Annotated in this window: 25 protein-coding genes; 9 read left to right on the forward strand and 16 right to left on the reverse strand. The window is 68.6% G+C overall.

Annotated features, from left to right (window positions below; all coding sequences use genetic code 11):
* Window positions 1–156 precede the first annotated feature (156 nt).
* The 3 genes from E0H92_RS39910 to E0H92_RS39920 all read left to right on the forward strand — a co-directional run bounded on the left by E0H92_RS39910 (window position 157) and on the right by E0H92_RS39920 (window position 3,635).
* Window positions 157–1,383, forward strand: a complete 1,227-nt coding sequence (locus E0H92_RS39910) for a DUF349 domain-containing protein (RefSeq protein ID WP_131463217.1) — start codon at window positions 157–159, stop codon at window positions 1,381–1,383.
* A gap of 57 nt (window positions 1,384–1,440) precedes the next feature.
* A complete protein-coding gene (locus E0H92_RS39915) occupies window positions 1,441–2,298 on the forward strand; it encodes a hypothetical protein (RefSeq protein ID WP_131499956.1) in 858 nt (285 codons plus the stop codon).
* A gap of 149 nt (window positions 2,299–2,447) precedes the next feature.
* The gene (locus E0H92_RS39920) at window positions 2,448–3,635 is read left to right on the forward strand and encodes a hypothetical protein (RefSeq protein ID WP_131499957.1); all 1,188 of its coding nucleotides are present in this window, start codon (window positions 2,448–2,450) and stop codon (window positions 3,633–3,635) included.
* Window positions 3,636–3,712: 77 nt separating this feature from the next.
* On the opposite strand, the gene E0H92_RS39925 is transcribed toward E0H92_RS39920, so the two are convergent.
* From E0H92_RS39925 to E0H92_RS39935, 3 genes are all read right to left on the reverse strand, one after another.
* The gene (locus E0H92_RS39925) at window positions 3,713–4,282 is read right to left on the reverse strand and encodes a GrpB family protein (protein WP_131499958.1); all 570 of its coding nucleotides are present in this window, start codon (window positions 4,280–4,282) and stop codon (window positions 3,713–3,715) included.
* 161 nt (window positions 4,283–4,443) lie between these two features.
* Window positions 4,444–5,217 carry a hypothetical protein gene (locus E0H92_RS39930; protein WP_131499959.1) on the reverse strand — a complete coding sequence of 258 codons (774 nt, stop codon included), beginning with the start codon at window positions 5,215–5,217 and terminating at the stop codon, window positions 4,444–4,446.
* 1 nt (window position 5,218) lies between these two features.
* A complete protein-coding gene (locus tag E0H92_RS39935; protein ID WP_131499960.1) occupies window positions 5,219–5,806 on the reverse strand; it encodes a papain-like cysteine protease family protein in 588 nt (195 codons plus the stop codon).
* A 178-nt stretch (window positions 5,807–5,984) separates the two neighbouring features.
* Here E0H92_RS39935 and E0H92_RS39940 point away from each other — a divergent pair, with 178 nt between their 5' ends.
* Window positions 5,985–6,887: a hypothetical protein gene (locus E0H92_RS39940; protein WP_131499961.1), complete on the forward strand. Its 903-nt coding sequence runs from the start codon at window positions 5,985–5,987 to the stop codon at window positions 6,885–6,887.
* Between the two features lie 133 nt (window positions 6,888–7,020).
* Here the strand turns inward: E0H92_RS39940 and E0H92_RS44835 are convergent, their stop codons facing one another.
* From E0H92_RS44835 to E0H92_RS40010, 13 genes are all read right to left on the reverse strand, one after another.
* Window positions 7,021–7,737, reverse strand: a complete 717-nt coding sequence (locus E0H92_RS44835) for a hypothetical protein (RefSeq protein WP_238152829.1) — start codon at window positions 7,735–7,737, stop codon at window positions 7,021–7,023.
* Window positions 7,738–7,936: 199 nt separating this feature from the next.
* Window positions 7,937–8,413 carry a hypothetical protein gene (locus E0H92_RS39950; RefSeq protein WP_131499962.1) on the reverse strand — a complete coding sequence of 159 codons (477 nt, stop codon included), beginning with the start codon at window positions 8,411–8,413 and terminating at the stop codon, window positions 7,937–7,939.
* Window positions 8,414–8,418: 5 nt separating this feature from the next.
* Entirely contained in the window at window positions 8,419–10,782 is a 2,364-nt protein-coding gene (locus E0H92_RS39955) for a RelA/SpoT family protein (RefSeq protein WP_238152828.1), read from the reverse strand.
* A gap of 131 nt (window positions 10,783–10,913) precedes the next feature.
* The gene (locus tag E0H92_RS39960) at window positions 10,914–11,453 is read right to left on the reverse strand and encodes an adenine phosphoribosyltransferase (protein ID WP_131499963.1); all 540 of its coding nucleotides are present in this window, start codon (window positions 11,451–11,453) and stop codon (window positions 10,914–10,916) included.
* On the reverse strand, window positions 11,453–12,655 hold the full coding sequence (gene secF, locus E0H92_RS39965; protein WP_131499964.1) for a protein translocase subunit SecF: 1,203 nt from the start codon (window positions 12,653–12,655) through the stop codon (window positions 11,453–11,455). The genes E0H92_RS39960 and secF overlap by 1 nt, the downstream gene beginning before the upstream one ends.
* Window positions 12,655–14,409: a protein translocase subunit SecD gene (secD, locus tag E0H92_RS39970; protein ID WP_238152827.1), complete on the reverse strand. Its 1,755-nt coding sequence runs from the start codon at window positions 14,407–14,409 to the stop codon at window positions 12,655–12,657. The genes secF and secD overlap by 1 nt, the downstream gene beginning before the upstream one ends.
* 89 nt (window positions 14,410–14,498) lie before the next feature.
* Window positions 14,499–15,014: a preprotein translocase subunit YajC gene (gene yajC, locus E0H92_RS39975; RefSeq protein ID WP_131463208.1), complete on the reverse strand. Its 516-nt coding sequence runs from the start codon at window positions 15,012–15,014 to the stop codon at window positions 14,499–14,501.
* 405 nt (window positions 15,015–15,419) lie between these two features.
* Window positions 15,420–16,472 (reverse strand): Holliday junction branch migration DNA helicase RuvB, encoded by a 1,053-nt coding sequence (gene ruvB, locus E0H92_RS39985; protein ID WP_131463207.1) that lies wholly within the window; start codon window positions 16,470–16,472, stop codon window positions 15,420–15,422.
* A gap of 3 nt (window positions 16,473–16,475) precedes the next feature.
* Entirely contained in the window at window positions 16,476–17,078 is a 603-nt protein-coding gene (gene ruvA, locus E0H92_RS39990) for a Holliday junction branch migration protein RuvA (RefSeq protein WP_131339481.1), read from the reverse strand.
* Between the two features lie 22 nt (window positions 17,079–17,100).
* Window positions 17,101–17,697, reverse strand: coding sequence for a crossover junction endodeoxyribonuclease RuvC (ruvC, locus tag E0H92_RS39995; protein ID WP_131463206.1), 597 nt, complete (start codon window positions 17,695–17,697; stop codon window positions 17,101–17,103).
* Between the two features lie 72 nt (window positions 17,698–17,769).
* Window positions 17,770–18,942, reverse strand: a complete 1,173-nt coding sequence (locus tag E0H92_RS40000) for a GNAT family N-acetyltransferase (protein WP_238152826.1) — start codon at window positions 18,940–18,942, stop codon at window positions 17,770–17,772.
* Window positions 18,943–18,969: 27 nt separating this feature from the next.
* Window positions 18,970–19,431: a hotdog fold domain-containing protein gene (locus tag E0H92_RS40005; RefSeq protein WP_131463205.1), complete on the reverse strand. Its 462-nt coding sequence runs from the start codon at window positions 19,429–19,431 to the stop codon at window positions 18,970–18,972.
* A gap of 20 nt (window positions 19,432–19,451) precedes the next feature.
* Window positions 19,452–20,732 (reverse strand): metal-dependent hydrolase family protein, encoded by a 1,281-nt coding sequence (locus tag E0H92_RS40010; protein WP_131499965.1) that lies wholly within the window; start codon window positions 20,730–20,732, stop codon window positions 19,452–19,454.
* Window positions 20,733–20,857: 125 nt separating this feature from the next.
* Here E0H92_RS40010 and E0H92_RS40015 point away from each other — a divergent pair, with 125 nt between their 5' ends.
* The 5 genes from E0H92_RS40015 to E0H92_RS40035 all read left to right on the forward strand — a co-directional run bounded on the left by E0H92_RS40015 (window position 20,858) and on the right by E0H92_RS40035 (window position 25,749).
* Window positions 20,858–21,733: a hypothetical protein gene (locus tag E0H92_RS40015; RefSeq protein WP_131499966.1), complete on the forward strand. Its 876-nt coding sequence runs from the start codon at window positions 20,858–20,860 to the stop codon at window positions 21,731–21,733.
* A gap of 60 nt (window positions 21,734–21,793) precedes the next feature.
* Window positions 21,794–22,810 (forward strand): LacI family DNA-binding transcriptional regulator, encoded by a 1,017-nt coding sequence (locus E0H92_RS40020; RefSeq protein ID WP_131499967.1) that lies wholly within the window; start codon window positions 21,794–21,796, stop codon window positions 22,808–22,810.
* Window positions 22,810–23,460 (forward strand): DUF1961 family protein, encoded by a 651-nt coding sequence (locus E0H92_RS40025; RefSeq protein ID WP_131499968.1) that lies wholly within the window; start codon window positions 22,810–22,812, stop codon window positions 23,458–23,460. The genes E0H92_RS40020 and E0H92_RS40025 overlap by 1 nt, the downstream gene beginning before the upstream one ends.
* Before the next feature lie 121 nt (window positions 23,461–23,581).
* Window positions 23,582–24,202 carry a YesL family protein gene (locus tag E0H92_RS40030; protein ID WP_131463200.1) on the forward strand — a complete coding sequence of 207 codons (621 nt, stop codon included), beginning with the start codon at window positions 23,582–23,584 and terminating at the stop codon, window positions 24,200–24,202.
* Window positions 24,199–25,749: an extracellular solute-binding protein gene (locus tag E0H92_RS40035; protein WP_131463199.1), complete on the forward strand. Its 1,551-nt coding sequence runs from the start codon at window positions 24,199–24,201 to the stop codon at window positions 25,747–25,749. The genes E0H92_RS40030 and E0H92_RS40035 overlap by 4 nt, the downstream gene beginning before the upstream one ends.
* Window positions 25,750–25,752 lie beyond the last annotated feature (3 nt).

The following is a 25,752-nucleotide window of genomic DNA, read 5'->3' on the forward strand; positions in this document are numbered from 1 at the left end:
AACACCGTTGCGCCTGAGCTGGGAGTTTGTGATTGTTCAGGGATAAGCGTCGAGAAGGCAGCTCGACGCGCCCAGGCGGGCCCTGTCCGCGCGGTTGGACCGGGGACTGACCAGAATGGGCACGAGCGCAGTGCATACCGCCGGAAGGGGCGAGTTGTGGCCGGAGAGAACTGGGGCCGGGTAGCCGAGGACGGAACCGTCTTCGTACGGACGAAGGACGGTGAACGGGCGGTCGGCCAGTGGCCGGACGCGAACCCCGAGGAGGCGCTCGCCTTCTACACCCGCCGGTACGACGCGCTGGCCTTCGAGGTCGAGCTGCTGGAGCAGCGGGTCCAGGCCGGTACGGTCTCGCCCGACGACGCCCGCGCCGCGGTCAAGAAGGTCACCGGCTCGATCGAGGACGCCCAGGCCGTCGGCGACCTGGACGGCCTGCTGACCCGCCTCGAGGCCCTCACCCCCCTGGTCGCGCAGCAGCGCGAACGGCGCAAGGCCGAGCGGGCCGCCAAGGTCGAGGAGGCGCGCTCCGCCAAGACCAAGATCGCCACCGAGGCCGAGACCATCGCGGCCGGCACCGACTGGCGGCACGGCGTGACCCGGCTGCGCGAACTGCTCGACGAGTGGAAGGCACTCCCCCGGCTCGACAAGTCCAGCGACGACGAGCTCTGGCACCGGTTCTCCTCCGCGCGGACGACGTACACGCGGCATCGCAAGCAGCACTTCGCGGAGCTGTCCTCGAAGCGTGAAGAGGCCGCCCTGGTGAAGGAGCGGCTCGCCGCCGAGGCCGAGACGCTCGCCTCGTCGAACGAGTGGGGCCCGACCTCCGGGCGCTTCCGCGACCTGATGCGGCAGTGGAAGGCCGCCGGACCGGCGCCGCGCGAGGTGGACGACAAGCTCTGGGCGCGGTTCCGCGCCGCGCAGGACCTGTTCTTCGGCGCGCGGGACGCCGTACAGGCCGAGGAGAACGCCGAGCAGGTGCAGAACCTCCAGGCCAAGGAAGCACTGCTGGCCGAGATCGAGACCATCCTCCCGGTCGAGGACGCGCGCACCGCCCGCGAGCAGCTCCGCGAGTACCTGGACCGCTGGGACCAGATCGGCAAGGTCCCGCGGGACTCGATGCGCGCCGTCGACGGCCGCCTGCGGGCCGTAGAGCAGGCCGTGAAGGCCGCCGAGGACGAGGTCTGGAACCGCAGCAACCCCGAGGCCCGCGCCCGCGCCGAGGCCACCGTCAAACAGCTCCAGTCCCTGATCGCCGACCTCGAGAAACAAGCCGGCAAGTTCGAGGCCCAAGGCAACACCCGCAAAGCCACCGAAGCCCGCGAAGCCATAGCCGCTCGCCGAGAATGGCTGACCCAAGCCCAAAACGCCCTCACCGACTTCAGCTGACCGAAGGCCTGTGGACAACTTTCCGCAGCGGTCGGCGAATTCGGCGATGCTGTGCGGATGTTTCCTGCTGACCTGCCGCTGTACTTCTGCGGCATCCCGTTTCGCGCGCATCAGGTAGGGCGCAAACTTCCTTGGTTACTGGCCCGGGGTGAGATCCGGCAGTTGATCAGCGGCGTGTACGTCGACGTGCGGGTGCCGGAAACCATCGCGCTGAGGGCCGACGCGCTCCATCTCGTCGTACCGTCCGGGGCGACGGTGTGCGGCCGGGCCGCCGCCTGGCTGCACGGCATCGACTCCACCGCGCTCGCCCCGGAACCCTTTCGTCCCGAATGGACCTTCGCCGAACGCCCTGCCGTGGAGATCCAAGGGCTGATGGTCACCACCCCGGCTGCCACGGCGATCGAGCTGGTCAAACAGCTTCCACGACCCTTCGCCTTGTCGGCCGTGGACGGGCTGCTCCACGCGGGCATGCCGATGAGCGACCTCGTAACCGCATCAGCCGCCTACTTCCCGGCGGACAGCACCTCGCAAGCCGCGCAGCTCCTGCGGATCGCCGACGGACGTGCGGAATCACCAGGTGAATCGTGGCTCCGCCTGCGCCTGTTCGACGCCCGCTTCCCCCGCCCAGAACTCCAGGTCCCCGTCGAAGGCAACGGCCGCACCTACCGCCTGGACCTGGGCTACCCAAACCTTCCAGTCGACGGCCGCCGCCTCGGGTTGGAGTACGACAGCGACCAATGGCATTCCTCAACCAAACAACAGCTAAAAGACGAAACCCGCCGCACAGAACTCGACGCTCTGGGCTGGCACATCATCTCGGTCCGCCGCACCGACCTGTGGGGCTCATACCCAGCCTTGGAACTCGCGATAGGCAGCTTCCTCTGCCAGGAACCACGCCTGCCACGGCGGTGGTGAGCCGCGACGATATCGACGCGTATGAGCGGCGAATCGGGCACCGGCCGGGGCACTGCGGACTGAGATAGAGTCGCATCGGCCCAAGGGGTGGGGTGTGCCGCCGTACGGCGAGGTATGAAGGGGGAGTCGTGGATACGCCAGAAGAAGAGGTGCCTCAAGAGGTCACGGTTCGACGCTTGGGCAGTGAGGGAACGGAGCTCGCCGTCTTCGAGTTCCAGGGCAAGCTGCGAGAGCTGATGATCTCCAGCCTCCGCGAGGGCTACCTTGCCACCGGGACCTACGTCCCGGACGCGAGGGCTGTCTCTCCGCAAGGTGCGCTGTCGCTGGCTGTCGCAGGCGCTGCGACCGGGGCGACCGCGCTCTCGGCAGCGTTCTCGTCGACGCTCTTCATGGCCACCGCGAATCCCGCCACGCTCATGACCCTCGGCAACGGTGTCGGCAGCGCCGTGATGGGAGCCGGCGGGATCGTGGCACAGGCGCCATTCATCGCCGTGGCGAGCTCGCTTCCGGTCGTGGCGCCGATCCTCGCGGTCCTGGCGCTCAACACAGCAGTGATGATGCAGCAGTTCAAGCAGGTCGATCGGAAGCTCGACACCATCAAGAGCGCCTTGGACAAGGCGATCGCCAGGACCGAAGCGACACACGCGGGCGAACTGCTCGCTGCCTCCAGGACCGTCGACGACGTCTACCGGCAGTACGGTCTCGAAGGGTCCTTCTCGAACGACATGCTTGTGCGCCTCGCGCTCGCGGAACGCGACGTGAGAGCACTCGCCGCCAGGTTCCGGCAACTCGTCGAAGCGCGTAGCGCGACGAACGTCGATGATCTCAAGGAGGTTCAGCAGGCGAACTACGACGCCCACAGCGCGATGCTCGCGTCGTTCGTGGAGCTCCGAATCTCCTATCTCCGGGTCTGCGTCGACATGCAGGAGAATCCGAAATCGGTCGCGTCGTCGACGGAATACCTGAAGGCAGTCATCGACGACGGGATCGTGTTCTGGCAGCAGTTGCAGGACCGCTCACGAGCGCTCAAGGATGAGATCGGTCAGCTCGAGGCGAAGCTCCAGGACATGAACTGGGCGGCGCGTAACCTCCCAGGCGGCGAGGGCGCCACGCTCGAGAAGGAGCTCGCGAGGCGTAACACCGCGTACAGGGCGACGATGGAGAGCGAGCGGGAGATCATGAGCGAGTTCCATTCGCTCATCGAGTCCGCCCGGACGACTCGGAAGGCGCTCGAGACGTCGGAGCCGACGAACGGCACAACCTCGCCGACCCTCGTCTACTGGAAGGACGAGACCGGCGAGCATTCGTTCGTGACGGAGAAGAACCTCATTTCCTGATCGGCGCGTGCTCCCAACCACCCAGCTCGTCGAACAGCCGCAGCCGGAGCGACGATGGCCTGCCGCGGCGGTGGTGATCAGTGGACGGTCCAGGCGGTTTGAGTGGCCCAGTGTTCGGCGGTGGTCATGAGGATGGTGGTGGCGGGGGCTTTGATTTGGCCGTAGTCGGATAGGTCGGGGACGGATTGGGCCAGGCGTTGTTTGAAGGCGCCCCAGGAGTGGCGGGACTCTGGGTTGGCGCGGAGGTAGTCGCGGAACAGGAGGGCGTAGCGGGTGTTCGGGCCGGTGGCGACGCGGACGTGGACGTTGACGGCGCGTTCTCCGGCGGGTGGGGCGAAGACGAGTTTCTCGCAGGGAACGCCGTACGACGTCTCGGTGTGGTTCCACGGTTCGGGGCGGCAGCGGAAGCCGGCGGACTCCAGGAGGTCGACCAGGTCCGGGGTGAGTGCGGTGACGCGGATCTGCGCGTCGATGCAGTTCTTGGCGGCGAGACCGGGGACGGAGGTGGAGCCGATGTGGTCGATGGCGACGGCGCGGTCGCCGATCGCGGCCTGCAGCCGGGCTGCGAGGTGGTTGAAGTCGGACGGCCAGTCCGGGTTGTAGTCGACGACGGCGATCGCGGGACTTAGCTCATCCGGGAAGGGCATTCGCCCATGCTCCCAACCACCCGGTTCGCCGCACCAGCGGATTAGTGCGGCGAACCAGGCGGAACGGACCCCGCACGCCCCGGCGGGGACATGGCGCCCGGGTGGCAACCAGTCCGGTACGGCGGGATCATCCCCGGCGCCGACGACCGACGGCCGGAGGGTCAGTCGTTGTAGCGGGCCATGAGGGAGTACCGGCGAGCGAGCACCAGGAGCGCGAGCAGGAGCACGCCGCCGGAAGCGGTGATGAGCAGGAGGTGGCTGTTGCCGGACGCAACCGCAGCAGTGGCCGTGGACGAGCTGGTGGGGTCGTATCCGCCGGCCATGCCGACATCGTTGTACTGCGTGCCGGGGAGTTTGTCGGAGTACCGGTCGGAGACGAGTTCCTGGTAGGCGGTGACGGTGATCGGCCGAGCCCCGATCGACTTCACGGCCGACTGGTTGAGCGGTCGCACCTGCGTACCGGAGAGGGCGTACCACGCGCCGACCTGAGGCTCGGTGAACACGAGCGCCCCTGCGGCCGCGGACACCATCCGCGCCTCGGTGTTGCCGGAGGCCACGTTGACGGCATGCCAGGCGCCGTTCGCGTCGGGCGTGGTGAAGACGGTCAGGGTCCGGCCACCTTGCGCCGCGGTGGTCGCGGCGTACCAGAAGGTCGCGACCGGTGCTGAGGCGTCCCGTACGAACGCGGGGTTGAGCGCGTAGATCGGCCGCGTGTCCCGCGCGACGCTCGCCGCTGCCTTCGCCGTACCTCGGGCCTTGCCCAGCAAGCTCAGCGCCTCGGACGACCGCGCGGCGTCGGTTGCCTTGGACAACTCGGCCGGCGCGACCGGCTGCGGACCCGCCGCATCGGCCAGACCGGCGGCGGCGAAGGTGAAACCGAAACCAGCGGCGAGTACGGCGGCGCAGCGAAGCAGGACGTTCTTCGGGCGGCGCATGTCAGGCTCCGATCCGGTACAGGGAATGCGTCCAGGTGAACTGCGAGTTGGACCGGTACCAGTTGTAGGACGAGTAGTTGTAGCGCGGGTCGTCCGGCCACGGGTTGTAGTACTCGATGGTCGAGTCGGATGCGTCGTACCCGATGATGTCCATCATGTGACCGCCGCCCGAGGTCCAGCCGATCCGGGTCATCACCGGGCGGCCGGCGGCGATCTCGGTGACGAGCGTGCTGAAGCTGAGCGTGGACGACACGTAGCTGCCGGCGCTGATCCCGATCGCCCGGAAGGCCCTCTGGTCGTTGCCGAGCGTGGCCTGGTTGTTCGGGCAGGTGCCGTTCATCGAGTAGCCGAAGGCGAGGTTGCAGAACTGGTTCTGCGAGTACGTGCGGCCGTAGAACGCGGCGATGCTGTTGCCGCTCGCGGCCCAGCACCAGTTCGACTTCTGCTGGGCCTGGCCGGTGACGTTCAGGTAGTAGCTGCTGGGGGCGGCCGCGGCCGGCGGGGCGAGCGGCGCCAGCGTCACCAGACCGAGGATCGTAGCCAGCAGCAACGACCAGCTGCGACGAGGCCTTGGGCGGAGCCTTCGCATGGGTCCTCCTTCAAGAGGTACTGCGGGTGGGCGGAGTCCATCGTGGGGACGCGGCCACGGCGCGGCAAGAACTCGGAGCCGGGGTGTGAACGGCAACGGCGCGTGAACGATGCGTGACGAGGCAGTGTCAGCGGGTGCTGTGAATGTTTACACTGCTGCCCTGAGGAGCGTGGGGCCCATGATCAAGCCGGTCGAAGTCCGTGCGGTGACTCCGGACGCGTCGTTCGCGGAGGCGCTGCGGCAGGCGATCGCCCGCCGCGGACTGGCCCTGAACCGGATCCGGACCCATCTGGCCGACCGCGGGCTGCACGTCGGGGTCGCGACGCTCAGCACCTGGCAGAGCGGCCGCCGGGTCCCCCGCGAGGATTCGCTGGCGATCGTGACGGCGCTCGAAGAGCTCCTGCAGCTGGCGCCCGGGTGGCTCACCGGACGGATCCCGCCGGCGCGGACCGTGCCGGACACGACACCGCAGCCGTACGCCGTGGTCGACTACGCCGAGGCGCTGACCCGGCTGCTCGACCGGCTCCGCCGCGACGCCCACGGCCGGCTGCGCAACGTGACCGTTCTCGAGGAGGTCCGCCTGGGCGCGGATCGGAGCGCGCACTGCCGGCGCGTGATCCAGAGCGTGGTCGCCGTACAGCCGGTGGATCGGCTGATCATCGCGCATCAGGGCGAGCCGGGGTGCGACGCTGAGCAGCTCACTTTGCGGGCCTTGAGCGGCTGCCGGACCGGCCGGATCGCTCGCTCCCCGGAGGCCGGCGCGATGCTCGGAGAACTGCTGCTCGACCGGGTCCTCGCCGTTGGTGAGACAGCCGTCGTGCGCTACGAGATCGAGGACCGTACCGGGCTGCCGTCGACGGAGTACCAGCGGTTCAGCGAGTGGGGCGGGATGCATTACGTGCTGGAGGTGCAGTTCGACCGCGCCGCGCTACCCGTCCGCGTCCACGAGATCCGCCGCCGCCACACCTCCGGCCCGAACCTCCTCCACCGCGACCTGATGCTCACCCCCGACGGCCGAGTCCACGTCATCGAACCCGCCGCCGACCCCGGCACAGTCGGCATCATCTGGGAGTGGGACTAGCCGGGCAGCGGTTCAGCCGCAGTCCGCCGCAAGCGGCAAGGTGGCCGAGGACAGGCGCTGGCTTGCCCACGAATTTGGTGGGTAGACCCATGAGCTGGTGGGTGCTGGACCGTGGTCCAGGGGGTGGTTGCGGTTAGGTGCGGAAGCCGGCGTGGATGTGGTCGTGGTGGGTTTGGTCGGAGAAGTACGCGGTGCCGGAGAGTTGGTAGGGGCCGCCTACGTTGTAGGAGCCGAGGGACTCGGTTGCGCGCATGTATGCCGTGATGAGGGCGCGGGAGGTTGACGGCGATACGACCGGGTGGCCGTTGATCTGCCAGGTGTCGAAGGCTCGGCCGCGGGGGTGGTCGCTCGGACGGTTGGTGCCGAACACGTTGGTCGGGTGACCGGAGCGGATCACGCTGACCCCGATCTGGTAGGTCTTCGCGAGCTCGAGCATCGTCGTGAGCACGGTGTCGTGGACCTGGCCCGAGCGGATGTCCGCGGCGGAGGCGGGCGGCAACTGGATCTGTTCGCTGGCGAGCACCTGCCGCGCGGCGGCGGACAGGCTCGCCGCCGGCGCTCCGGGTTGGGCCGGATGGGTCGCGGTCACTCGCCACGTCCCCTGGGACGACTTGCTCAGTCGTACGTCGACCGTCGTACCGCCGCTGATCAGGCGGTTCTGCCGGATCGAGTACACGCGGCACGGTACGAGGACGCTGGCCGAGTCGCTCAAGATGCCGCCGTACTGGGCGTCGATCACCTCGATCACGGCCTGCGTTTCGGTCGGCTGCAGGAGTTTCACCACGGCCGCCACCGCGAGCCGCTTCACCTGCGGCTGGATCTCCCCTGGCCCGGGCACCCACGAGCGCACGGACGGCAGCACAACCGTGGGTGCGGGCGACGGCGTCACCGGCGCGCTGGACGCCCCAGACGGAGCTGGTGTCAGAGAAGGAGTAGGAGTCGGACTGGGGCTCGGCTGATTCTGCGCCGACGAATCACTACACCCAGCCAGCAAGCCCGCACCCGCGATCAAGAACGCACGCCGCCTCATACTTGCAGTGTGCCGACCTTCACAAACAGAGCCGGCAGTCCGTGTAATCGCCGAGATACAACCCATGCTCAGGGCAACGGACAAACGCAGCCTCCACGGGCTCCGGATCCCACAGCCGCGGCAGCTCAACCGGCTCAGCCGGCGGCCTGAACTCCCGAACCACCCGCTCGTACTCCCCCAGATACACCTCGACGTACGGCGGCTCGTACCTCAGCAACTCCCACCGGAACCGCGAAACCGCCAGCCGAACCACCCGCAACAGGAACTCCCGCTCCGCCTCCCACCCGGCACCCGACCACGGCAGCTCGTCCAGATCGAACCCGTCGTTCCCCAGCCCGATCCGGGAGTTGCACAAGAGCAACGCGAACCCACGCTCGAAATCCGTCTCCGCCAGCTCACACGCGGGCAGTGCGAGCACGTCCAGGAAGACCGCGGTCGCTCCGTTGGACAGCTTCAGGCCCGGCCCGTAGGGCGAGCCGCGGAACCAGTCGCCCACGGTGCCTATTGCGTGACGCGGTAGACGTCGAAGACGCCCTCGACCGAGCGAACCGCCTTGAGCACATGCCCGAGGTGCGTCGGGTCGCCCATTTCGAAGGTGAAGCGGGACTTGGCGATGCGGTCGCGGGTCGTGGTGAGGGCCGCGGACAGGATGTTCACGTGGTAGTCCGACAGCACCCGGGTGATGTCGGACAGCAGGCGAGCCCGGTCCAGCGCCTCGACCTGGATCGCGACCAGGAACACGGACTGTGCCGTCGGCGCCCACTCGACCTCGACGATGCGCTCCGGCTGGGTCTTCAGGTTCTCCACGTTCGCGCAGTCGGCCCGGTGCACCGAGACGCCCGCGCCGCGGGTGATCCAGCCGATGATCTCGTCACCCGGCACCGGTGTGCAGCACCGAGCCAGCTTCGACAGGACATCGGTCGCGCCCTTGACGATGACGCCGGCGTCGCCGCGCGCGGTCCGCTTCCGCCGCTCCTTGCTGGCCGGCAGCCGCATCCCCTCGGCGAGGTCCTCGGCCGCGCCCTCCTCACCGCCGTACGTCTCGATGAGTCGCCGTACGACGGCCTGCGCGCTCACGTGCTGCTCGCCGACCGCGGCGTACAGCCCGGTGACGTCCGGGTACCGCAACGAGTTCGCGACCGCGGTCAGAGTCTCGTGCGACAGCAGGCGCTGCAGCGGCAGACCTTCCTTGCGGAGCTGCTTCGCGATCGCGTCCTTGCCGTGCTCGATCGCCTCGTCGCGGCGCTCCTTGGAGAACCAGTGCTTGATCTTGTTCCGCGCCCGCGGGCTCTTGACGAACGTGAGCCAGTCCCGCGACGGGCCTGCGCCCTGCGCCTTCGACGTGAAGACCTCGACGACGTCGCCGTTCTCCAGGGTGCTCTCCAGCGGCACCAGGCGCCCGTTGACGCGGGCGCCGATACAGCGGTGACCGACCTCGGTGTGTACGGCGTACGCGAAGTCCACCGGCGACGACCCGGTCGGCAGCGACATCACGTCACCGCGCGGGGTGAAGACGTAGACCTCGGCGTTGTTGATCTCGAACCGCAGCGAGTCGAGGAACTCCGACGGGTCGGAGGTCTCCCGCTGCCAGTCGACGAGCTGCCGCACCCACGGCATGTCGTTCGGCCCGCCGATCTCGGTGGTCGGCGCGGCCGGTGCGACCGACGACGGGTCCTCCTTGTACTTCCAGTGCGCGGCGATGCCGTACTCCGCGCGGCGGTGCATGGAGAACGAGCGGATCTGCAGCTCGACCGGCTTGCCCTGCGGCCCGATCACCGTGGTGTGCAGCGACTGGTACATGTTGAACTTCGGCATCGCGATGTAGTCCTTGAACCGGCCGGGGACCGGGTTCCACCGCGCGTGCATGATGCCGAGGGCGGCGTAACAGTCGCGGACCGACTCGACCAGGACCCGGATGCCGACCAGGTCGTAGATGTCGCCGAACTCGCGGCCGCGGACGATCATCTTCTGGTAGATCGAGTAGTAGTGCTTCGGTCGGCCGGTGACCGTGGCCTTCACCTTGGCGAGGCGCAGGTCCTCGTGCACCTGGTCGATCACGGTCGCCAGGTACTCGTCGCGGGACGGTGCGCGCTCGGCGACCAGCCGGACGATCTCGTCGTACACCTTCGGGTGCAGGGTCGAGAACGCCAGGTCCTCGAGCTCCCACTTGATGGTGTTCATACCGAGCCGGTGCGCCAGCGGGGCGTAGATCTCCAGCGTTTCGCGGGCGATCCGCTCCTGCTTCTCCTGCCGCAGCGAGCCGAGCGTCCGCATGTTGTGCAGCCGGTCGGACAGCTTGATGACCAGCACCCGGATGTCCTTGGACATCGCGACGACCATCTTGCGGATCGTCTCGGCCTGCGCGGACTCGCCGTAGCGCACCTTGTCGAGCTTGGTGACGCCGTCGACCAGCATGGCGATCTCTTCGCCGAAGTCGCGGGTCAGGTCCTCCACCGTGTACGGCGTGTCCTCGACGGTGTCGTGGAGCAGCGCGGCACAGAGCGTGGTCGCGGTCATACCGAGCTCGGCGAGGATGGTGGCGACCGCGAGCGGGTGCGTGATGTACGCGTCGCCGCTCTTGCGCATCTGGCCGGTGTGGTACTTCTCCGCGGTCCGGTAGGCGCGCTCGATCATGCCGAGATCGGCCTTCGGGTGGGTCGCGCGGACCACCCGGAACAGCGGCTCGAGCATCGGCGCCCGGTTCGGGTGCCGGGTGCCGCCGAGGCGGGCGAGCCGGGCACGGACCCGGGCCGGCGCGATCCGCGGCGGCTGGGTGGCAGGCGGCGGCGATACGGGCGCCGGGCGCACCGGTGACGGCGCGCGCGGCGGCTCCTGCGGTACGGCGTTCGGCACCGCAGATGTCATCGCCGGGTCTTCGCCCACGTTGTGTCCCTCCGCCGACAGGGCACCAGTCTAGAGGCCAGCGTCCAGCGAGGCAGAACCGCCTGTGGACAACACGCCGGGTAAGCCTCTGACGACGGAGAGTTTGCCCGGATTCAGACCGTGACGAGGGCGCTGACGGCCTCGCCGTCGAGACGCTTGCGGCCCGGGAGGAACGACAGCTCCAGCAACACCGCCGTACCGAGGACCTCGGCGCCACAGCGCCGGATCAGCCGCAGGCACGCCTCGACCGTACCGCCGGTGGCCAGGACGTCGTCGATGACGAGGACGCGGTCACCGGGCGCGAACGCGTCCTGGTGCACCTCGATCGTCGCCTCGCCGTACTCCAGCGCGTACGACTCCTCGTACGTCGCCGCCGGCAGCTTGCCCTTTTTCCGCACCGGCACGAACCCGGCGCCGAGCGCGAGCGCGACCGGGGCCGCCAGGATGAACCCGCGCGCCTCGATCCCGACCACCTTGTCGACGACCGGCCGGCCGTCGTCGTCCTTCCCGACGGCCGCCAGCGCCTCCACAACCTGGCCGAAGCCGGTGTGATCGGCCAGCAGCGGGGTGATGTCCTTGAACACCACCCCCGCCTGCGGGTAGTCCGGAATGTCGCGGATACCGTCCGCGAGGACCTGCTCGAGCGACCGCATCACTTACCGCGCTTCGACCGCGGCTTGCGGGTCGGCTGCGGACGCCCCGCGGCCGCTGCCTTCATCGGCCGCGACGACGGCGTCGGAGCCGTCCCGGTCGCCCGGTCCGCCTTCCGCGGCGTGTCCTGCCGCGTCGAATCCTGTACGGCGGAACGCGCCGCAGCACCCGCCGGGGCGCCGGCCGTGGCCACGCCCACCGGAGCGGCGGCAGCGGCGGCGAGCTGCGCCTTCTTCGCGGACACCCGCTTGTTCAGCGCCTGCATACCCGGCTCGCGCTCCTTGAAGACCGCGAGCAGCGCGGGCGCGATGAAGATCGACGAGTACGCACCGATCGCAACACCGACGAACAACGCCAGCGAGAGGTCCTTCAGCGGGCCGGTGCCGAGTACCACCGTGCCGACGACCAGGATCGCGCCGATCGGCAGCAGCGCGGTGACCGTGGTGTTGATCGACCGGACCACGGTCTGGTTGACGGCCAGGTTGGTCGCGTCCGAGTAGGTGTAGCGGTTCGACCCGGTGATGCCGCGGGTGTTCTCCCGGACCTTGTCGAAGACGACCACGGTGTCGTACAGCGAGTAACCGAGGATCGTCAGTACGCCGATCACCGTGGCCGGCGTGACGTCGAAGCCGATCAGCGCGTACAGGCCGACCGTGATCGTGACGTCGTGGACCAGCGCGATGATCGCCGCCATCGAGGCCTTGGGTTCCCGGAAATAGATCCAGATCACCCCGAACACCAGGACCAGGAACACGATCAGCGCCATGATCGCCTTGTTCGCGATCTGCTGGCCCCAGGAGGCGCCGATCTGCTGCGAGGTGACCTGCTCGGCCGGGATACCGGCCTCCTTGGCGATCGCCGCGCGCACGGTGCCGATGTCTGCCTGGGCGAGCGGCTTGGTCTGGACCCGGACCTTCTCGTTGTTGATCGTGGTGACGACCGGGTCGCCGAGGTCCTTGGCGTTGGTCGCCTTCACGGCGTCGCCGAAGTCCTGGACGGTGCTGTCGGTGACCTTGACCTTGGCCTCGTACTCGACGCCGCCCTTGAACTCGATCCCGAGCGCCAGGCCGCGGACGAACAGGCCGGCCAGCGAGATGATGACCAGGACCGCCGAGAGGCTGAACCAGAACTTGCGGTGGCCGATGAAGTCGTAGGAGATATCACCGCGGTGCAGCTTGGCACCGATCTGTCCGAGCTTCGACATCAGACCTCCCCTCCGACCGGCTTGCGCGTCGACGGCGTCTTCCGCGGCCGGGCCGACGGTTTCGTCTGTCCGGGCAGCCGTTCGACGCCCAGATGCTCCGGATCCAGTCCGGACAGCTTGTGCCCGTGACCGAAGAAGTCGGTCCGGGCCAGCAACGTGACCAGCGGCTTGGTGAACAGGAACACCACGACCAGGTCGATCAGCGTGGTCAGGCCGAGCGTGAACGCGAAGCCCTTCACGCTGCCGATCGCCAGCACGTACAGCACCAGCGCGGCGAGCAGCGAGATCGAGTCGGCGGCGATGATCGTGTGCTTGGCGCGGGCCCAGCCGGTCTCCACCGAGGAGCGCAGACTGCGGCCCTCACGGACCTCGTCCCGCAGTCGTTCGAAGTAGATGATGAACGAGTCCGCGGTGATACCGACGGCCACGATCAGACCGGCGATACCGGCCAGCGTCAGCGTGAACCCGATCGCCTTGCCGAGCAGGATCACCAGCGCTCCGGTGAGCAGGCCGGCGGCGGCGAGCGAGAACACCACCACGAGACCGAGACCGCGGTAGTACAGGAAGCAGAACACGACGACCAGCGCCAGGCCGGCGAGACCGGCCCAGATACCGGCGGAGAGCTGGTCGCCGCCGAGCTGCGGCGACACGGTCTCGACCGAGGAGATGTCGAACTTCACCGGCAGCGCGCCGTACTTCAGCACGTTCGCCAGGTCACGGGCCTCGGCCTCGGTGAACGAGCCGGTGATCTGCGCCTGCCCGCCCGGGATCGGACTGTCCACGCTCGGGGACGAGATGGTTTCGCCGTCGAGCACGATCGCGAACAGGTTCTGGCCCTGGCCGCGCTGCGAGATCGCCGTGGTCGCCTTGAGGAACTTCTCGCCGCCCTCACCGGTGAACTTGAGGTCGACCTGCCACTGCAGGCCGTTCTGCGGGATACCGGCGTTGGCGTCCGAGAGGTCGGTGCCCTTCAGAATCGCGGGACCGAGCAGGTACTTGTACGTGCCCGCGCGGTCGCAGGAGAAGATCGGCTTGTTCGGGTCGTCGACCTGCTTGTCCCCGCACTTGAACGTCGCGAACGCGGCCTGCGTCGCGGCATCCGGCGTGTAGGTCAGCGGGTCGCTCCCGGCGGCCGGCGTGGACGGAGTCGCGGTCGGCGTGGCGCTGGGCTTCGGCGTCGTGGCCGCCTTCGTCGGCGTCGGCGTCGGCGTCGCACCGCCGAGAGCGCTCGACCAGGCCCGGCCCTTGGGCGTGGCGCTGGGCGTACCGCTCGGCTTGATCGTGGCGGACGGCTTCGGCGTCGTCGTGGCCTTGGGCGTCGTGCTCGGCTTCGGCGTCGTCGACGGGGTCGGCGTCGGAGTGGCCTGCGGTACGGCGGCGTCCGTGCCGTACACGATCCGGAAGTACAGCAGCGCGGTCTGACCGACCTGCGACACCAGCGATTCCTTCGTCGCGCCCGGGACAGCCACGTTGATGTGGTTCGCCCCGGAGGTCGTGATCTCCGACTCGGCGACACCCGCACCGTTGACCCGCTGGCCGATGATGTTCTTGGCCTCGTTCAGCTGGTCGGCGGTGACCTTGCCGCTGCCGTCGATGGTGCTGGCGGTCAGCGTGATGGTCGTACCGCCCCGCAGGTCCAGCCCGAGCTTGGGCGTCCAGGTCTTGGTCAGCGCCATGATCCCGAACAGCAGAACCACGACCACCAGCAAGCCGATCAGGCTCCGCCCGGGGCGGGATGTCGAAGTCGTTGCCACGTCAGTTTCAACCTTTGTACTTCTGGGCGCGCCGCACCGTCAGGTGGACGCCGAACGCCGCGCCGCAGGCCGTTGTTGGGACGGAAAAATCAGTTCTCGGTGTGCGTCGGCGGCAGCTTCGGCGTGTCCTGGACCTTGCCGTCGGCCTTGTCACCGGCCTTGCCCGCATCCGGTACGTCGACCTTCGCCGCGTCGTCGTCCGCCTTGCCGGCGTCGGCGGTCTCGTCGGCCGAAGCGGTCGCGGTTGTGGCCTCAGCGGTCTCGGTGACCTCGGTGCTCTCGGCGGACTCGGCCTCGTCGGCGCTCGCGTCCTCTTCCGGGATCACCCGGCCGATCGCGGCCTTGACGACCTGGACCAGTACGCCTTCGGAGATCTCGAGCGTCACGTACTCGTCGTCGGTCTCCTCGACGATGCCGACCAGACCGCTGGTGGTGATCACCTTGGTGCCGGGCACGAGCGCGGCGACGGTCTGTGCCTGCCGCTCACGCTGCTTACGCTGGGAGCGGCTCATGAACCAGATCATTCCGACGATCAGGATCAGCGGCAGCAGCAGCGTGATGCCGCCACCCCCGGAGGAGGCCATCGGTACGGCGAGGAGTTGCATCGGGTCTCAGAATCCTTCGTCGGCTCGGTTGTAATGCGTGCACCGCGCGAATGCGCAGGTCGCGGTGGAAGACCGGGAGGTCAGACCACCGGGGAGTCTAACGCCGCGCGTCAACAACTACCGCATGACGCCGGGTCACGTTTGCGTTACTCACTACTGCTCGCTACGCAGTGTCTACGTTCCGGCACCGGCGGAGGTTCCCCCGGCGGTCGTCGTGTTCAGTTGCGGTTGAACTCCTTTCAGAGGATGTCTGAGAGCCCTGCGCCGTCGCGAGCAGGTGCTCGGTGCGGTGCATCGGCGTGCGGGGGCGAAGGTCTCGATGCGGAGCATCGTGGCCTTTGCACCCGTGCGGCGAGGTGCCGTGCCGAGTGCCGCGCAGTAGGCGCAGGGTTCTCAGACATCCTCTCAGTCCTCATCGGTGTCGAAGAGCGTGTCCGCGAACGTCGCGCCCTTCGGGACCTTGAGCCCGATGTGCCGCCAGGCCGCGGGCGTGGCGACGCGACCACGCGGCGTACGGGCCAGGTAGCCCGACCGGACCAGGAACGGTTCGGCCACTTCCTCCACGGTCTCACGTTCCTCGCCGACCGCAACCGCCAGTGTGGAAAGACCGACCGGCCCGCCTCCGAATCGGCGGCACAACGCGTCCAGAACCGACCGGTCCAGCCGGTCCAGGCCCATCTTGTCCACCTCGTAGAGGTCGAGGGCGGCCTTCGACAGCGCGAGCGTGATGATGCCGTCGGCGCGAACCTCGGCGTAGTCGCGGACCCGGCGGAGCAGCCGGTTCGCGATCCGCGGCGTACCGCGGGAACGGGACGCGATCTCGGTCGCGCCTTCCGGGGTGATGTCGACCTCGAGCAGCGCGGCCGACCGGTTCACGATCTTCTCCAGCTCGGCGGCCTCGTAGAACTCCAGGTGGCCGGTGAACCCGAACCGGTCACGCAGCGGCCCGGGCAGCAGACCGGCCCGCGTGGTCGCGCCGACCAGGGTGAACGGCGGGATCTCGAGCGGGATCGCGGTCGCCCCCGGTCCCTTGCCGACGATCACGTCGACGCGGAAGTCCTCCATCGCCATGTACAGCAGCTCTTCCGCGGGCCGCGACATCCGGTGGATCTCGTCCAGGAACAGGACTTCGCCCTCGCTCAGCCCGGACAGGATCGCGGCCAGGTCGCCGGCGTGCTGGATCGCCGGACCGCTGGTCACCCGCAGCGGAGCGGCCATCTCGCTGGCGATGATCATCGCGAGCGTGGTCTTGCCGAGGCCGGGCGGGCCGGACAGCAGGACGTGGTCCGGCGTACGGTTGCGGCCGCGCGCCGCGTGCAGGACCAGCTCGAGCTGCTCGCTGACCCTTCTTTGACCGCCGAACTCGGCCAACGTGCGGGGGCGGAGCGCGGACTCGATCTTGCGTTCCTCGAGATCGACCGCGTCCGCGGAGACCAGGGGTCTGACGTTGTCTTCCATGCGTTACGCCTTGGAGAGCACGCGCAGCGCGGCGCGCAGCAGGTCGGGAACGGACGGGTTCGGGTTGTCGGCGGCCAGCGGCGAGACCGCGGTGACCGCGTCCTCGGCATCGCGGGCGGACCAGCCGAGACCGACCAGCCCGGCCTGCACCTGGTCGCGCCAGGCCTCCTGCGCCTGCAGCGGCCGGCCTGTCACCGTCCTGGACGGCGCGCCGATCTTGTCCTTCAGCTCGAGCACGATCCGCTGCGCACCCTTCTTACCGATGCCGGGAACCTTCACCAGTACGGCGAGATCCTCGGTCGCGACCGCCTGCCGCAGCTGGTCCGGGCTCAGCACCGCGAGCGCGGCCTGAGCGAGCTTCGGCCCGACGCCGGACGCGGTCTGCAGCAGCTCGAACAGGTTCTTCGCGTCGTCGTCGGCGAACCCGTACAGCGTCAGCGAGTCCTCACGAACCACCATCGACGTGGCGATCCGCGCCTCCTGTCCCGGGCGCAGACCGGCCAGCGTGCCCGGGTCGCAGTACACCTGCAGGCCGATCCCGCCGACCTCGACCACGGCGCTGTCCAGCCCGATGGCCGCCACCGGTCCCCGCACAAAGGCGATCATCGCCAACCTCCTGTTTCCGTGCTCACCGCTTGCCCTGCTGGGCCGCCACCGCAGCCCGCAATCTCGCCACCTGCAACCGCGATTGTGCCTGCGCCAAGGCCTCCACGTTCGCCCGGCTGCTCGCGGCCTGCTGCAGCTTGTTGGCCACCCCGCCGCGCCACACCTGGCAGATGGCCAGGGCCAGCGCGTCCGCGGCGTCCGCGGGCGTCGGACGCTCGCTCAGCTTGAGGATCCGGGTGACCATCGTGGTCACCTGCTCCTTGTCCGCGCGGCCGGATCCGGTGACCGCGGCCTTCACCTCGCTGGGCGTGTGCAGGGCGACCGGCAGCCCACGCCGGGCGGCGACGACCATCGCGACCCCCGAGGCCTGCGCCGTACCCATCACCGTCCGGACGTTGTGCTGCGCGAACACCCGCTCGACCGCGACCGCGTCCGGCTGGTGCCGGGCGATCCACTCGTCGAGCTCTTCCTCGATCAGCACGAGCCGCTTCGAGACGTCCAGGTCGGCCGGCGTCCGGATCACCCCGACGGCGACCAGCGCCGGCGGCTTCCCCGGTGTCCCCTCGACGACGCCGAGGCCGCACCGGGTCAGACCCGGGTCGACGCCGAGAACCCGCATGAACACCTCCGAACGTTTGTTCGACAACCCTAGTCTTCGGTGATGTGCCTTTGGAAATCGGCGCGCCGGGACTCAGAAGTCGTCGAGCATGTACGCCGCGGGCCCGCCGAAGACCGCGTCGAACGCCGAGTCCGCGACGGCCGCTCCCCCGGTGACCAGTCCGGCTCCGCGGAGGGTGGCCAGCGGCGTACCGGCGTATAGCGCGGCCAGTCCCCGCGGACCGACCCGGAGTGCGTCGTCCGACGGCTCCTTTGCGGTGAGGGAGGCTGATCCGTTGCTGATCGAGAGGTGCCAGTCGCCGGTGTTGGCGGGCAGCTCGGGGTCGTCGATCCGCAGGTCGGCCTCGAGTACCGCGCCGTCCGGAAAGCCTCGTCCCGCAAGGGCCGCCGGAGCGTCCACGAGGCGGAGCATCCACCGGTTCTGCCACGACTTGCCGAGCGCCTCGTGCTCCACCATCAGATGGATCGGATCGAACGGCGGGCAGCACGCCTCCACCGTCTTTGCGATCGACGCCCCGGAGCCGACGGTCGCCCACAGCGCGCGGGCGGTCTCCTCCGACTCGGCGATGAGCTCCTCGACGGCGAGATTACCGTCCTGCCACTTGTAGACGACGAAGCCGTCCTCGGCGACGTACGCGAAGTTGCTCTCGTCCTCCAGCCAGGACTCGACCTCGGTGCGCGGCCAGATCAGCGGACCGTTCGAGCGTCGTGTCTCGTTCGCCTTGGACGCGAGCTCCAGGAACAGGTCCGCGTCATCGCGGCCCGCCTTGCGCACCGCCGTACCGTTGCCTCTGCTGGTGCCGCCCAGGGTCCGCAGGTCGGCGGCCTCGAACGTGTAGAGGTGTCGGCTGCCCGCGAACTCGTACCCGAGATGCCGGTACAGCACGGTGGTCGCCGGATACAGCGCCGTCAGCGGATAGCCCTTCTCCGCGCACAGGTTCAGTACGGCGCGCATCAACAGGCTGCCGACCCCGCGACCGCGGTACTCCGGTGCGACGACAACGCCGGCCACACCGCCCATCGGCACCCGGCGCCCGCCCCACCACTGCTCATGCGGCCAGATCCGCGCCGCCGCGACCAACTCGTCACCGTCGACGACGCCGAGGTACCGCCCGTCGACGATGAACGACCGTGCGGTCTTCTTCCACTCGTCGCGGTCACCACCCATCCCGAACGACCGCGTCCGCACCTCCCACACCGAGTCCAAGTGCTCCTCGGCAACCTCCACCACCCGCAACTCAGTCACGCCGCGACCTTACGTCGTACGGCGGGCTTATTGCTTGTCAGTTACCCACAGGTGGATGGTGCCCTCGACGACCACCGTGCCGTCGTTGCGGGTCGCCTTCACCTTCACGGGGACGTCCGGTCCCGCGGTCCAGGTGTCCGGGTCGGTCTCCGCCGTACAGGTCAGGTCGGAGGTCGACTTGGCCAGGTACGCGACCTCCATGCCCTTCGGCAGCCACCGCTTCCCGGCCGGCACGGTCGCCTCCGCCAGCGCCCCCATAGCCGCCTCGAGACCGTTGCACACAGCAATCGCATGCACGGTCCCGATGTGGTTCAGCACCGCGCGCCGCTTGGGCAAGGTCAGCGCCGCGAAGTTAGGACTCACCTGCACGAACCGGGGCCGCACCGACCGAAAGTACGGCGCCTTCCGGGTGAACCCCCACGAAAACACCCGCTCCCCACCCGGCACAGACCGCAATCGCTCCCACAACCCCAGCACCTGACTCGCCATCCGGCCATGTTACCCACGAGTCACATCTGCCGTGAAGAGGTGTCCTTGACGATGGCGCCCTGCTTCATGATCAGTGCGAACGCGGTGTCCGGGGTCGCCAGCAGCTGGATGTCGTCGAGGGGGTTGCCGTTGACCAGGACCAGGTCGGCCAGGGCGCCTTCCTCGACCACGCCCAGCACACCCGGGTACGGGTTGCGCGGGCCCGACAGGGACAGCAGTTCGGCGTTGGTGACCGTGGCCATGGTCAGCACCTCGGCCGGTGAGAACCAGCGGGTCGTCTTCGCGAGCTGCTTGCCCTGCTTCGCCGCCAGGCCCGGATCGAACAGAGTGTCGGTCCCCCAGGCGAGCCGGACCTCGTGCTTGCTCGCCAGCGCGAACGCCGTCTCGGTGCCGGTCACCATCTGCTCGAACTTCCCCTGGCTCCCCGGCGGAACGGGCGGCGCGTCCTCGTCGTCCAGGAACGGCTGCAGCGACCACCACACGCCGTTCTCCGCCATCAGCGCGGCCGTCTCGTCGTCGAGCAGCTGGCCGTGCTCGATGCACTTGACCCCGGCCCGGATCGCCTGCTGGACCGCGCGCGGCGTGTACGCATGGACCATCACGTACGTACCCCAGTTCTCCGCCGCCTCGACGGCCGCACGGAGCTCCGCCTCGGTGTACTGCGTGACGTCCAGCGGGTCGTACGACGACGCGACCCCACCGCCGGCCATCACCTTGAGCTGCGATGCGCCGAGCATGAGCTGCTCGCGGGCCGCCTCGAACACCGCGTCCACACCATCGGCGATGCGCACCGCGCCGACCAGCTCGCCATGACTGAGATGCCCGGTCCGGCCGCGCGGGATCTCGTTGCGGGTCCGGAAGTCACCATGGCCGCCGGTCTGCGAGATCATCGCGCCGGACGGGAAGATCCGCGGCCCGAGCACGACCCCGGCGTCGATCGCCTGCTTGAGCCCGAACGACGGACCGCCGGCATCCCGGACCGAGGTGAAGCCGCGCAGCAGCGTGTCCCGGGCGGCTGCGGCCGCGAGGATGTGCAAGTAGCCGACGTCGCCCATCAGAGCCGTTGCCAACGGCACCGCTGCCAGAATCGAGTGCCAGTGCGCGTCGATCAGTCCCGGCATGAGGATCTGCCCCTCACCGGCCACGACGCGCGCACCGGCCGGGATCTCCCCCTCCGGCGAGATCTTGCTGATGATCCCGTCCCGGACCTCGACCTGCACCGGATCGCCGACGCGGCCCTGTCGCACGTCCAGCACCCGCACCTGACGAAAGACGATCGGCTGTCCCTGATCCGCGGTCATGGTGACACCTTTCTGAGGGGTCTCCTGAGCGTAGGACTCCGGCAGGCGCCCGCTGCTCACCCGATCTGGAGGATGAAACCGCCGCTCCGACCGGTCATCCTCCGATTGACCATCCGGAGGCACGCATGGAGCCACACCCGACCAGCAGCTCGACGGTACGTCGCGTGGTGGCCATCGTGCTGATCTCGATCGGCTGCCTGCTCGCACCGGTGGCCGTCGTCGGGGCATGGGCCCGCACGCAGGTGACCGACACGGACGGGTACGTCGAGGCGGTCGCGCCGCTGGCCGCCGACGCCGGTGTACGCAACGCCGTCGCGGACCGGCTCACCGACGTGATCGTCGGCAACCTGTCCGACCGGATCGCGAACGGCGTCCGCGGCTTCGTCCGGGGCAAGGTCGGTGAGTTCGTCGGCAGCGACCTGTTCCAGACGTTGTGGAGTCGCGCCAACCGCATCGCGCACGACCAGCTCGTCGCCGCGCTGCGCGGTGCGGGCGGAGCCGTTCGGGTGGATGACGACACGGTCAGCATCGAGATCGGCCCGTTCGTCGCGGCGGTCAGGGACAACCTTGTCTCGAGCGGATTCAGCGCCGCGCAGCGGATCCCTGACGTACAGCAGAACTTCGTGCTGTTCTCCGCGGAGGAGGTTCAACGGATTCAAGGCGGCTATCGCCTGCTGGACCGGTACGGCGCTGTCCTGCCGTTCGCGGCCGCCGGGGTGATCGTTCTCGGCCTGTACGTCGCGACCGCGCGCCGGCGTACCTTGGCCGGCGCCGGCTTCGGGATCGCTCTCTCGATGGTGCTGCTCGCCGTCGTACTCGCGATCGGGCGGAGCGTCTACCTGGATCATCTCCCGGCAACGCTCAGCGCGGCGACGGCCGGCGCGGTCTTCGATGTGCTCGTCAGGTCCCTGCGGACGACGCTGCGCATCGTGTTCGCGATCGGTCTGGCGATCGGCGCGGCGGCCTTCATCGCCGGACGAGTTTCGGTGACCGACGTTTAGACGATTCAATTCGGGCTGACTAGACTGCTGGTGACCGGGACGGCTGCTGGACGGGGGACGATGGCTACGCCCAGCATCAAGGAGGTTGCGCGACGGGCCGGGGTTTCGGTGGGGACTGTCAGCAACTTCTTGAACCGGCCGGGGATTGTGGCGCCGGAGACGCGGCAGCGGGTGCAGGACAGCATTCAGGCGCTCGGGTTCGTGCGGAACGAGGCGGCGCGGCATCTGCGCGCCGGGCGCAGCCGGACCGTCGGGCTGGTGGTGCTCGACGTGACGAACCCGTTCTTCACCGATCTGGCCGAAGGCGCCGAGGCGCTGGCGTACGAGCACGACACCGTGGTGATGCTCTGCAACAGCAAGACCGACCCGGTGCGCGAGGGACATCACCTCGACCAGCTCGAGCAGCAGCGCGTGATGGGCATCCTGATCACGCCGTTCGACAGCACCGATCCGCGGCTCACCGCACTGGTCGACCGCGGTACGCCGGTGGTCCTGGTCGACCGTACGGCGGACCGCGGGCTGTGCTCGGTGTCGGTCGACGACCAGCTCGGCGGACGCCTCGCCGGGAACCACCTGATCGAGTCGGGCCATCGCCGGATCGCCTTTATCGGCGGGCCGTTCACGATGCAGCAGGTGGCGGACCGCCAGGCCGGGATCACCGCGGTCGTCGAGGAGGCGGACGGTGTCGACCTGCAGCACCACGAGGTCGAAGTGATGGGCGTGGTCGAAGGTCGCGCGATCGGTGAACAGCTCGCCGCCCTGCCGGCGCGCTCGCGTCCGACCGCGGCGTTCCTCGCCAACGACCTGCTGGCACTCGGATTCCTGCAGGGGATGGCGGTCGCCGGCCTGCGGGTCCCGCGGGACATGGCGATCGTCGGGTATGACGACATAGATTTCGCCCGCGCCGCCGCCGTACCGTTGTCGTCCGTGCGGCAGCCGGCCGAGTTGCTCGGGCGAACCGCGATGGAGCTGCTGCAGGAAGAGGTCGAGTCGGCCGAGCGGCACCGGCATCGTCAGGTGATCTTCCAGCCGGACCTGATCGTCCGCGAGTCCAGCGACTTCCAGCGCCGCCGCTGATGCAGCCCCACGACGAGCACGTGCTCTACGAGAACCCGCTCGCATCGTCCGCCGATCTCGACGGCTTCCGGCTGGAGGGCGACGGCGCGACGTCGTTCCCGCTCGGGCGGCTGCGCCTGGAGAGCGTGCGCCCCGCGGCGGACGGCCAGGACGCGAACGTCGTGCTGTGGTGCCCGGAGGACTTCCCGCCGGACGTGACGATCGAGTGGGACTTCTGGCCGATCCGCGAACCCGGTCTGTGCATCCTGTTCTTCCACGCCAGGGGCCGCCACGGCGAGGATCTGTTCGAGCTGCGGCCGCGCACCGGGCCGTACGAGCAGTACCACCACGGTGACCTCGACACGTACCACGTCTCGTACTTCCGCAGACGCTGGCCGGCCGAGCGCGCCTTCCACACCTGCAACCTGCGCAAGAGCTACGGATTCCACCTGGTCGCACAGGGCGCCGACCCGATCCCGGACGTCGCCGACGCCGACGGCCCGTACCACCTCCGGTTGACCGTCCAGAACGGCGAGATCACGTTCGCGATCAACGACCTGGTCAGCTTCACCCATCACGACCGGCACCCGCTCGCCGGCGGCAAGCTCGGCTTCCGCCAGATGGCGCCACTGATCGGCGAATACGCGAACCTGCGCGTCACCCAGTCCTGACCCCCGCGTTCGCGCAGCCCCGTGACCAGTCTCCGACAAACGCTTTCCCAAGCCTTGACATTGAGACGATTCAACCATACGGTCACAACACTTTTCGCCCCGAAACAAGGCAGGAACCGGCATGGGCACTGGCTGGGCCATCAGGCTGTACGACGCTGCGGACGAGGTCCTTTGGGTGATCAAGTTGAACGCCCTGTGGATCCTCTTCACGCTGCTCGGCGGGATTGCGCTGGGTATCGGCCCGGCCACGCTCGCGGCCTATTCCCTGGCCAGACGCAGGTCATCCGATGAATCGTTTCACGCCTTCCCTGCCTTCCGTACCGCGTTCCGCCAGGAGTTCCGCCGCGGCACGCTCGTCGTACTCCCCCTGGTCGCGGTCGCCGTCGTTCTCGTCGGCAACTACCTGTACTTCGCCGCGCTCGGGGCCGCGCTCCCCCGCCTGGCCAGCCTCACGGCGCTCGTCGCGCTCGGGCTGATCGCGGCGTACGCGCTCCCGATGGCCGTGCACTACGACCTCGGGATCCGCATGTTGTTGCCCAAGGCATCGCTGGTCGCGCTCGCGCGGCCGGCGTCGTCCCTGGTCCTGCTGTTCGTCGCGGTATCCATCGCCTTCGTGTCGGTGAAGTTCCCGGTCTTCGGGTTCGTTCTGGCCGGCGGCGCCTGGATCCAGCTCGACACCTGGCTCTGCTTGCGCTTCTTCGCCGAGAACGAGGCGCGCCTGCACCTGAAAGGGAACCAATGACCATCTTCTCCCCACGGCGCATCGCCGTCGCCGCCGCGCTGTCGACGGCCTTGCTCGCCGCCTCCGCCTGTTCCGGCGGCGGCGACGACAAAGGCGGCCAGGCCGCCAGTACCGAACTCACGGTGATGACCAAGTTGTTCGGCACCGCGCCGGATCCGAACGGCGAACTCCAGCAGGCGGTCGAGAAGCTGATCGGCAAGAAGCTCAAGATCACCTGGGTGCCGAACGCGGAGTACGGCGACAAGGCGAACGTCACGCTCGCCTCGGACAACATCCCGGACGTGATGGCGGTGAACGAGAAGAGCCCCTCGTTCGTCAAGGCCGCCGAAGCAGGCGCGTTCTGGGACCTGACCGGCAAGCTCGACAAGTACCCCAACCTGAAGCCGGCCAACGAGCAGACCGCGAAGAACTCGCAGACCAACGGCAAGACGTACGGCATCTACCGGGTCCGGCCGCTGCTGCGCTCCGGCATCGTGATCCGCAAGGACTGGCTGGCCAAGCTCGGTCTGCAGGAGCCGAAGACCACGGACGACCTGTACGCGATCGCGAAGGCGTTCGCCGAGAAGGACCCGGACGGCAACGGCAAGAAGGACACCTACGGCCTGATCATCCCGAAGTGGCCCGGCAACTACGCCAGCGCCAGCCCGTACGACGTGATCGAGACCTGGTTCGGCGCACCGAACGGCTGGGGCGAGCGGGACGGCAAGCTGGTCCCGGGCTTCGACACCCCGGAGTTCCTGAAGGCCAACGAGTGGCTGCGCGGCTGGGTGAAGGAAGGCCTGGTGAACCCGGACTTCGCCACCCTCGACAGCGCAAACTGGAACGACCCGTTCGTGCAGGGCAAGGGCGGCATGATCATCGACGTGAACGTGCGGGCGACCCAATTGCTCGACCTGTTCAAGGAGAAGAACCCGAAGGACTTCGACAAGGTCACCCTGGTCGGCAACCTGACCGGCCCGGACGGCGAGAAGCACTCCTACCCCTTCACCGGCTACAACGACGTTCTCGCGATCTCCAAGCAACACATCCGGACCGACGAGCAGCTCGACGACGTGCTGAAGACGCTGGACAAGCTCGAGTCCAAGGAGGGCTCGATCCTGCTCACCAACGGGATCGAGGGCCGCAACTTCAAGGTCGAAGGCGAGTACGCCGTACCGATCAACCAGGAGGACCCGAAGGTCAAGGCGATCCAGAACGACGTGGACAAGGCGTTCATCCAGCTCGGGACCCGGGCCAGCGTCGGCACCGGCGCCTACCAGCTGCGGCCGGCGGACGAGGCCAGCCGCAAGATGCGGGAGAAGTTCGACGTGCTGATGAACGAGGACCTGAAGACCGCGGTCTTCAACCCGGCGCTCGGCTTCGTCGCCCCGACCGCGGTGGCGAAGGGCCAGACCATCGACACGATCGTCCCGGACGCGCGGATCAAGTACCTGTCCGGTGCGATCACCGAGGACCAGCTGAAGGCGCAGATCAAGCGCTGGTACGACAGCGGCGGCACGGACATCGCCAAGGAGATCAACGACCTGTCCGCGAAGGCCGGCGGCTGATCG

The organism is Kribbella speibonae, assembly GCF_004331375.1.
GTDB classification, from domain to species: Bacteria; Actinomycetota; Actinomycetes; order Propionibacteriales; family Kribbellaceae; genus Kribbella; species Kribbella sindirgiensis.

Bases quoted from the DNA above. Each gene is read 5' to 3' on its own strand.
- E0H92_RS40020 (WP_131499967.1), top strand. From the start codon at position 21,794: ATGGCTACGCCCAGCATCAAGGAGGTTGCGCGACGGGCCGGGGTTTCG.
- ruvC (WP_131463206.1), bottom strand. From the start codon at position 17,697: ATGCGGGTTCTCGGCGTCGACCCGGGTCTGACCCGGTGCGGCCTCGGC.
- E0H92_RS40010 (WP_131499965.1), bottom strand. From the start codon at position 20,732: ATGACCGCGGATCAGGGACAGCCGATCGTCTTTCGTCAGGTGCGGGTG.
- E0H92_RS39925 (WP_131499958.1), bottom strand. From the start codon at position 4,282: ATGCCCTTCCCGGATGAGCTAAGTCCCGCGATCGCCGTCGTCGACTAC.
- yajC (WP_131463208.1), bottom strand. From the start codon at position 15,014: ATGCAACTCCTCGCCGTACCGATGGCCTCCTCCGGGGGTGGCGGCATC.
- E0H92_RS39940 (WP_131499961.1), top strand. From the start codon at position 5,985: ATGATCAAGCCGGTCGAAGTCCGTGCGGTGACTCCGGACGCGTCGTTC.
- E0H92_RS39935 (WP_131499960.1), bottom strand. From the start codon at position 5,806: ATGCGAAGGCTCCGCCCAAGGCCTCGTCGCAGCTGGTCGTTGCTGCTG.
- secF (WP_131499964.1), bottom strand. From the start codon at position 12,655: ATGTCGAAGCTCGGACAGATCGGTGCCAAGCTGCACCGCGGTGATATC.
- ruvB (WP_131463207.1), bottom strand. From the start codon at position 16,472: ATGGAAGACAACGTCAGACCCCTGGTCTCCGCGGACGCGGTCGATCTC.
- E0H92_RS39915 (WP_131499956.1), top strand. From the start codon at position 1,441: ATGTTTCCTGCTGACCTGCCGCTGTACTTCTGCGGCATCCCGTTTCGC.
- E0H92_RS39960 (WP_131499963.1), bottom strand. From the start codon at position 11,453: ATGCGGTCGCTCGAGCAGGTCCTCGCGGACGGTATCCGCGACATTCCG.
- E0H92_RS39930 (WP_131499959.1), bottom strand. From the start codon at position 5,217: ATGCGCCGCCCGAAGAACGTCCTGCTTCGCTGCGCCGCCGTACTCGCC.
- E0H92_RS40015 (WP_131499966.1), top strand. From the start codon at position 20,858: ATGGAGCCACACCCGACCAGCAGCTCGACGGTACGTCGCGTGGTGGCC.
- E0H92_RS40005 (WP_131463205.1), bottom strand. From the start codon at position 19,431: ATGGCGAGTCAGGTGCTGGGGTTGTGGGAGCGATTGCGGTCTGTGCCG.
- ruvA (WP_131339481.1), bottom strand. From the start codon at position 17,078: ATGATCGCCTTTGTGCGGGGACCGGTGGCGGCCATCGGGCTGGACAGC.
- E0H92_RS40035 (WP_131463199.1), top strand. From the start codon at position 24,199: ATGACCATCTTCTCCCCACGGCGCATCGCCGTCGCCGCCGCGCTGTCG.
- E0H92_RS40025 (WP_131499968.1), top strand. From the start codon at position 22,810: ATGCAGCCCCACGACGAGCACGTGCTCTACGAGAACCCGCTCGCATCG.
- E0H92_RS39955 (WP_238152828.1), bottom strand. From the start codon at position 10,782: ATGACATCTGCGGTGCCGAACGCCGTACCGCAGGAGCCGCCGCGCGCG.
- E0H92_RS40030 (WP_131463200.1), top strand. From the start codon at position 23,582: ATGGGCACTGGCTGGGCCATCAGGCTGTACGACGCTGCGGACGAGGTC.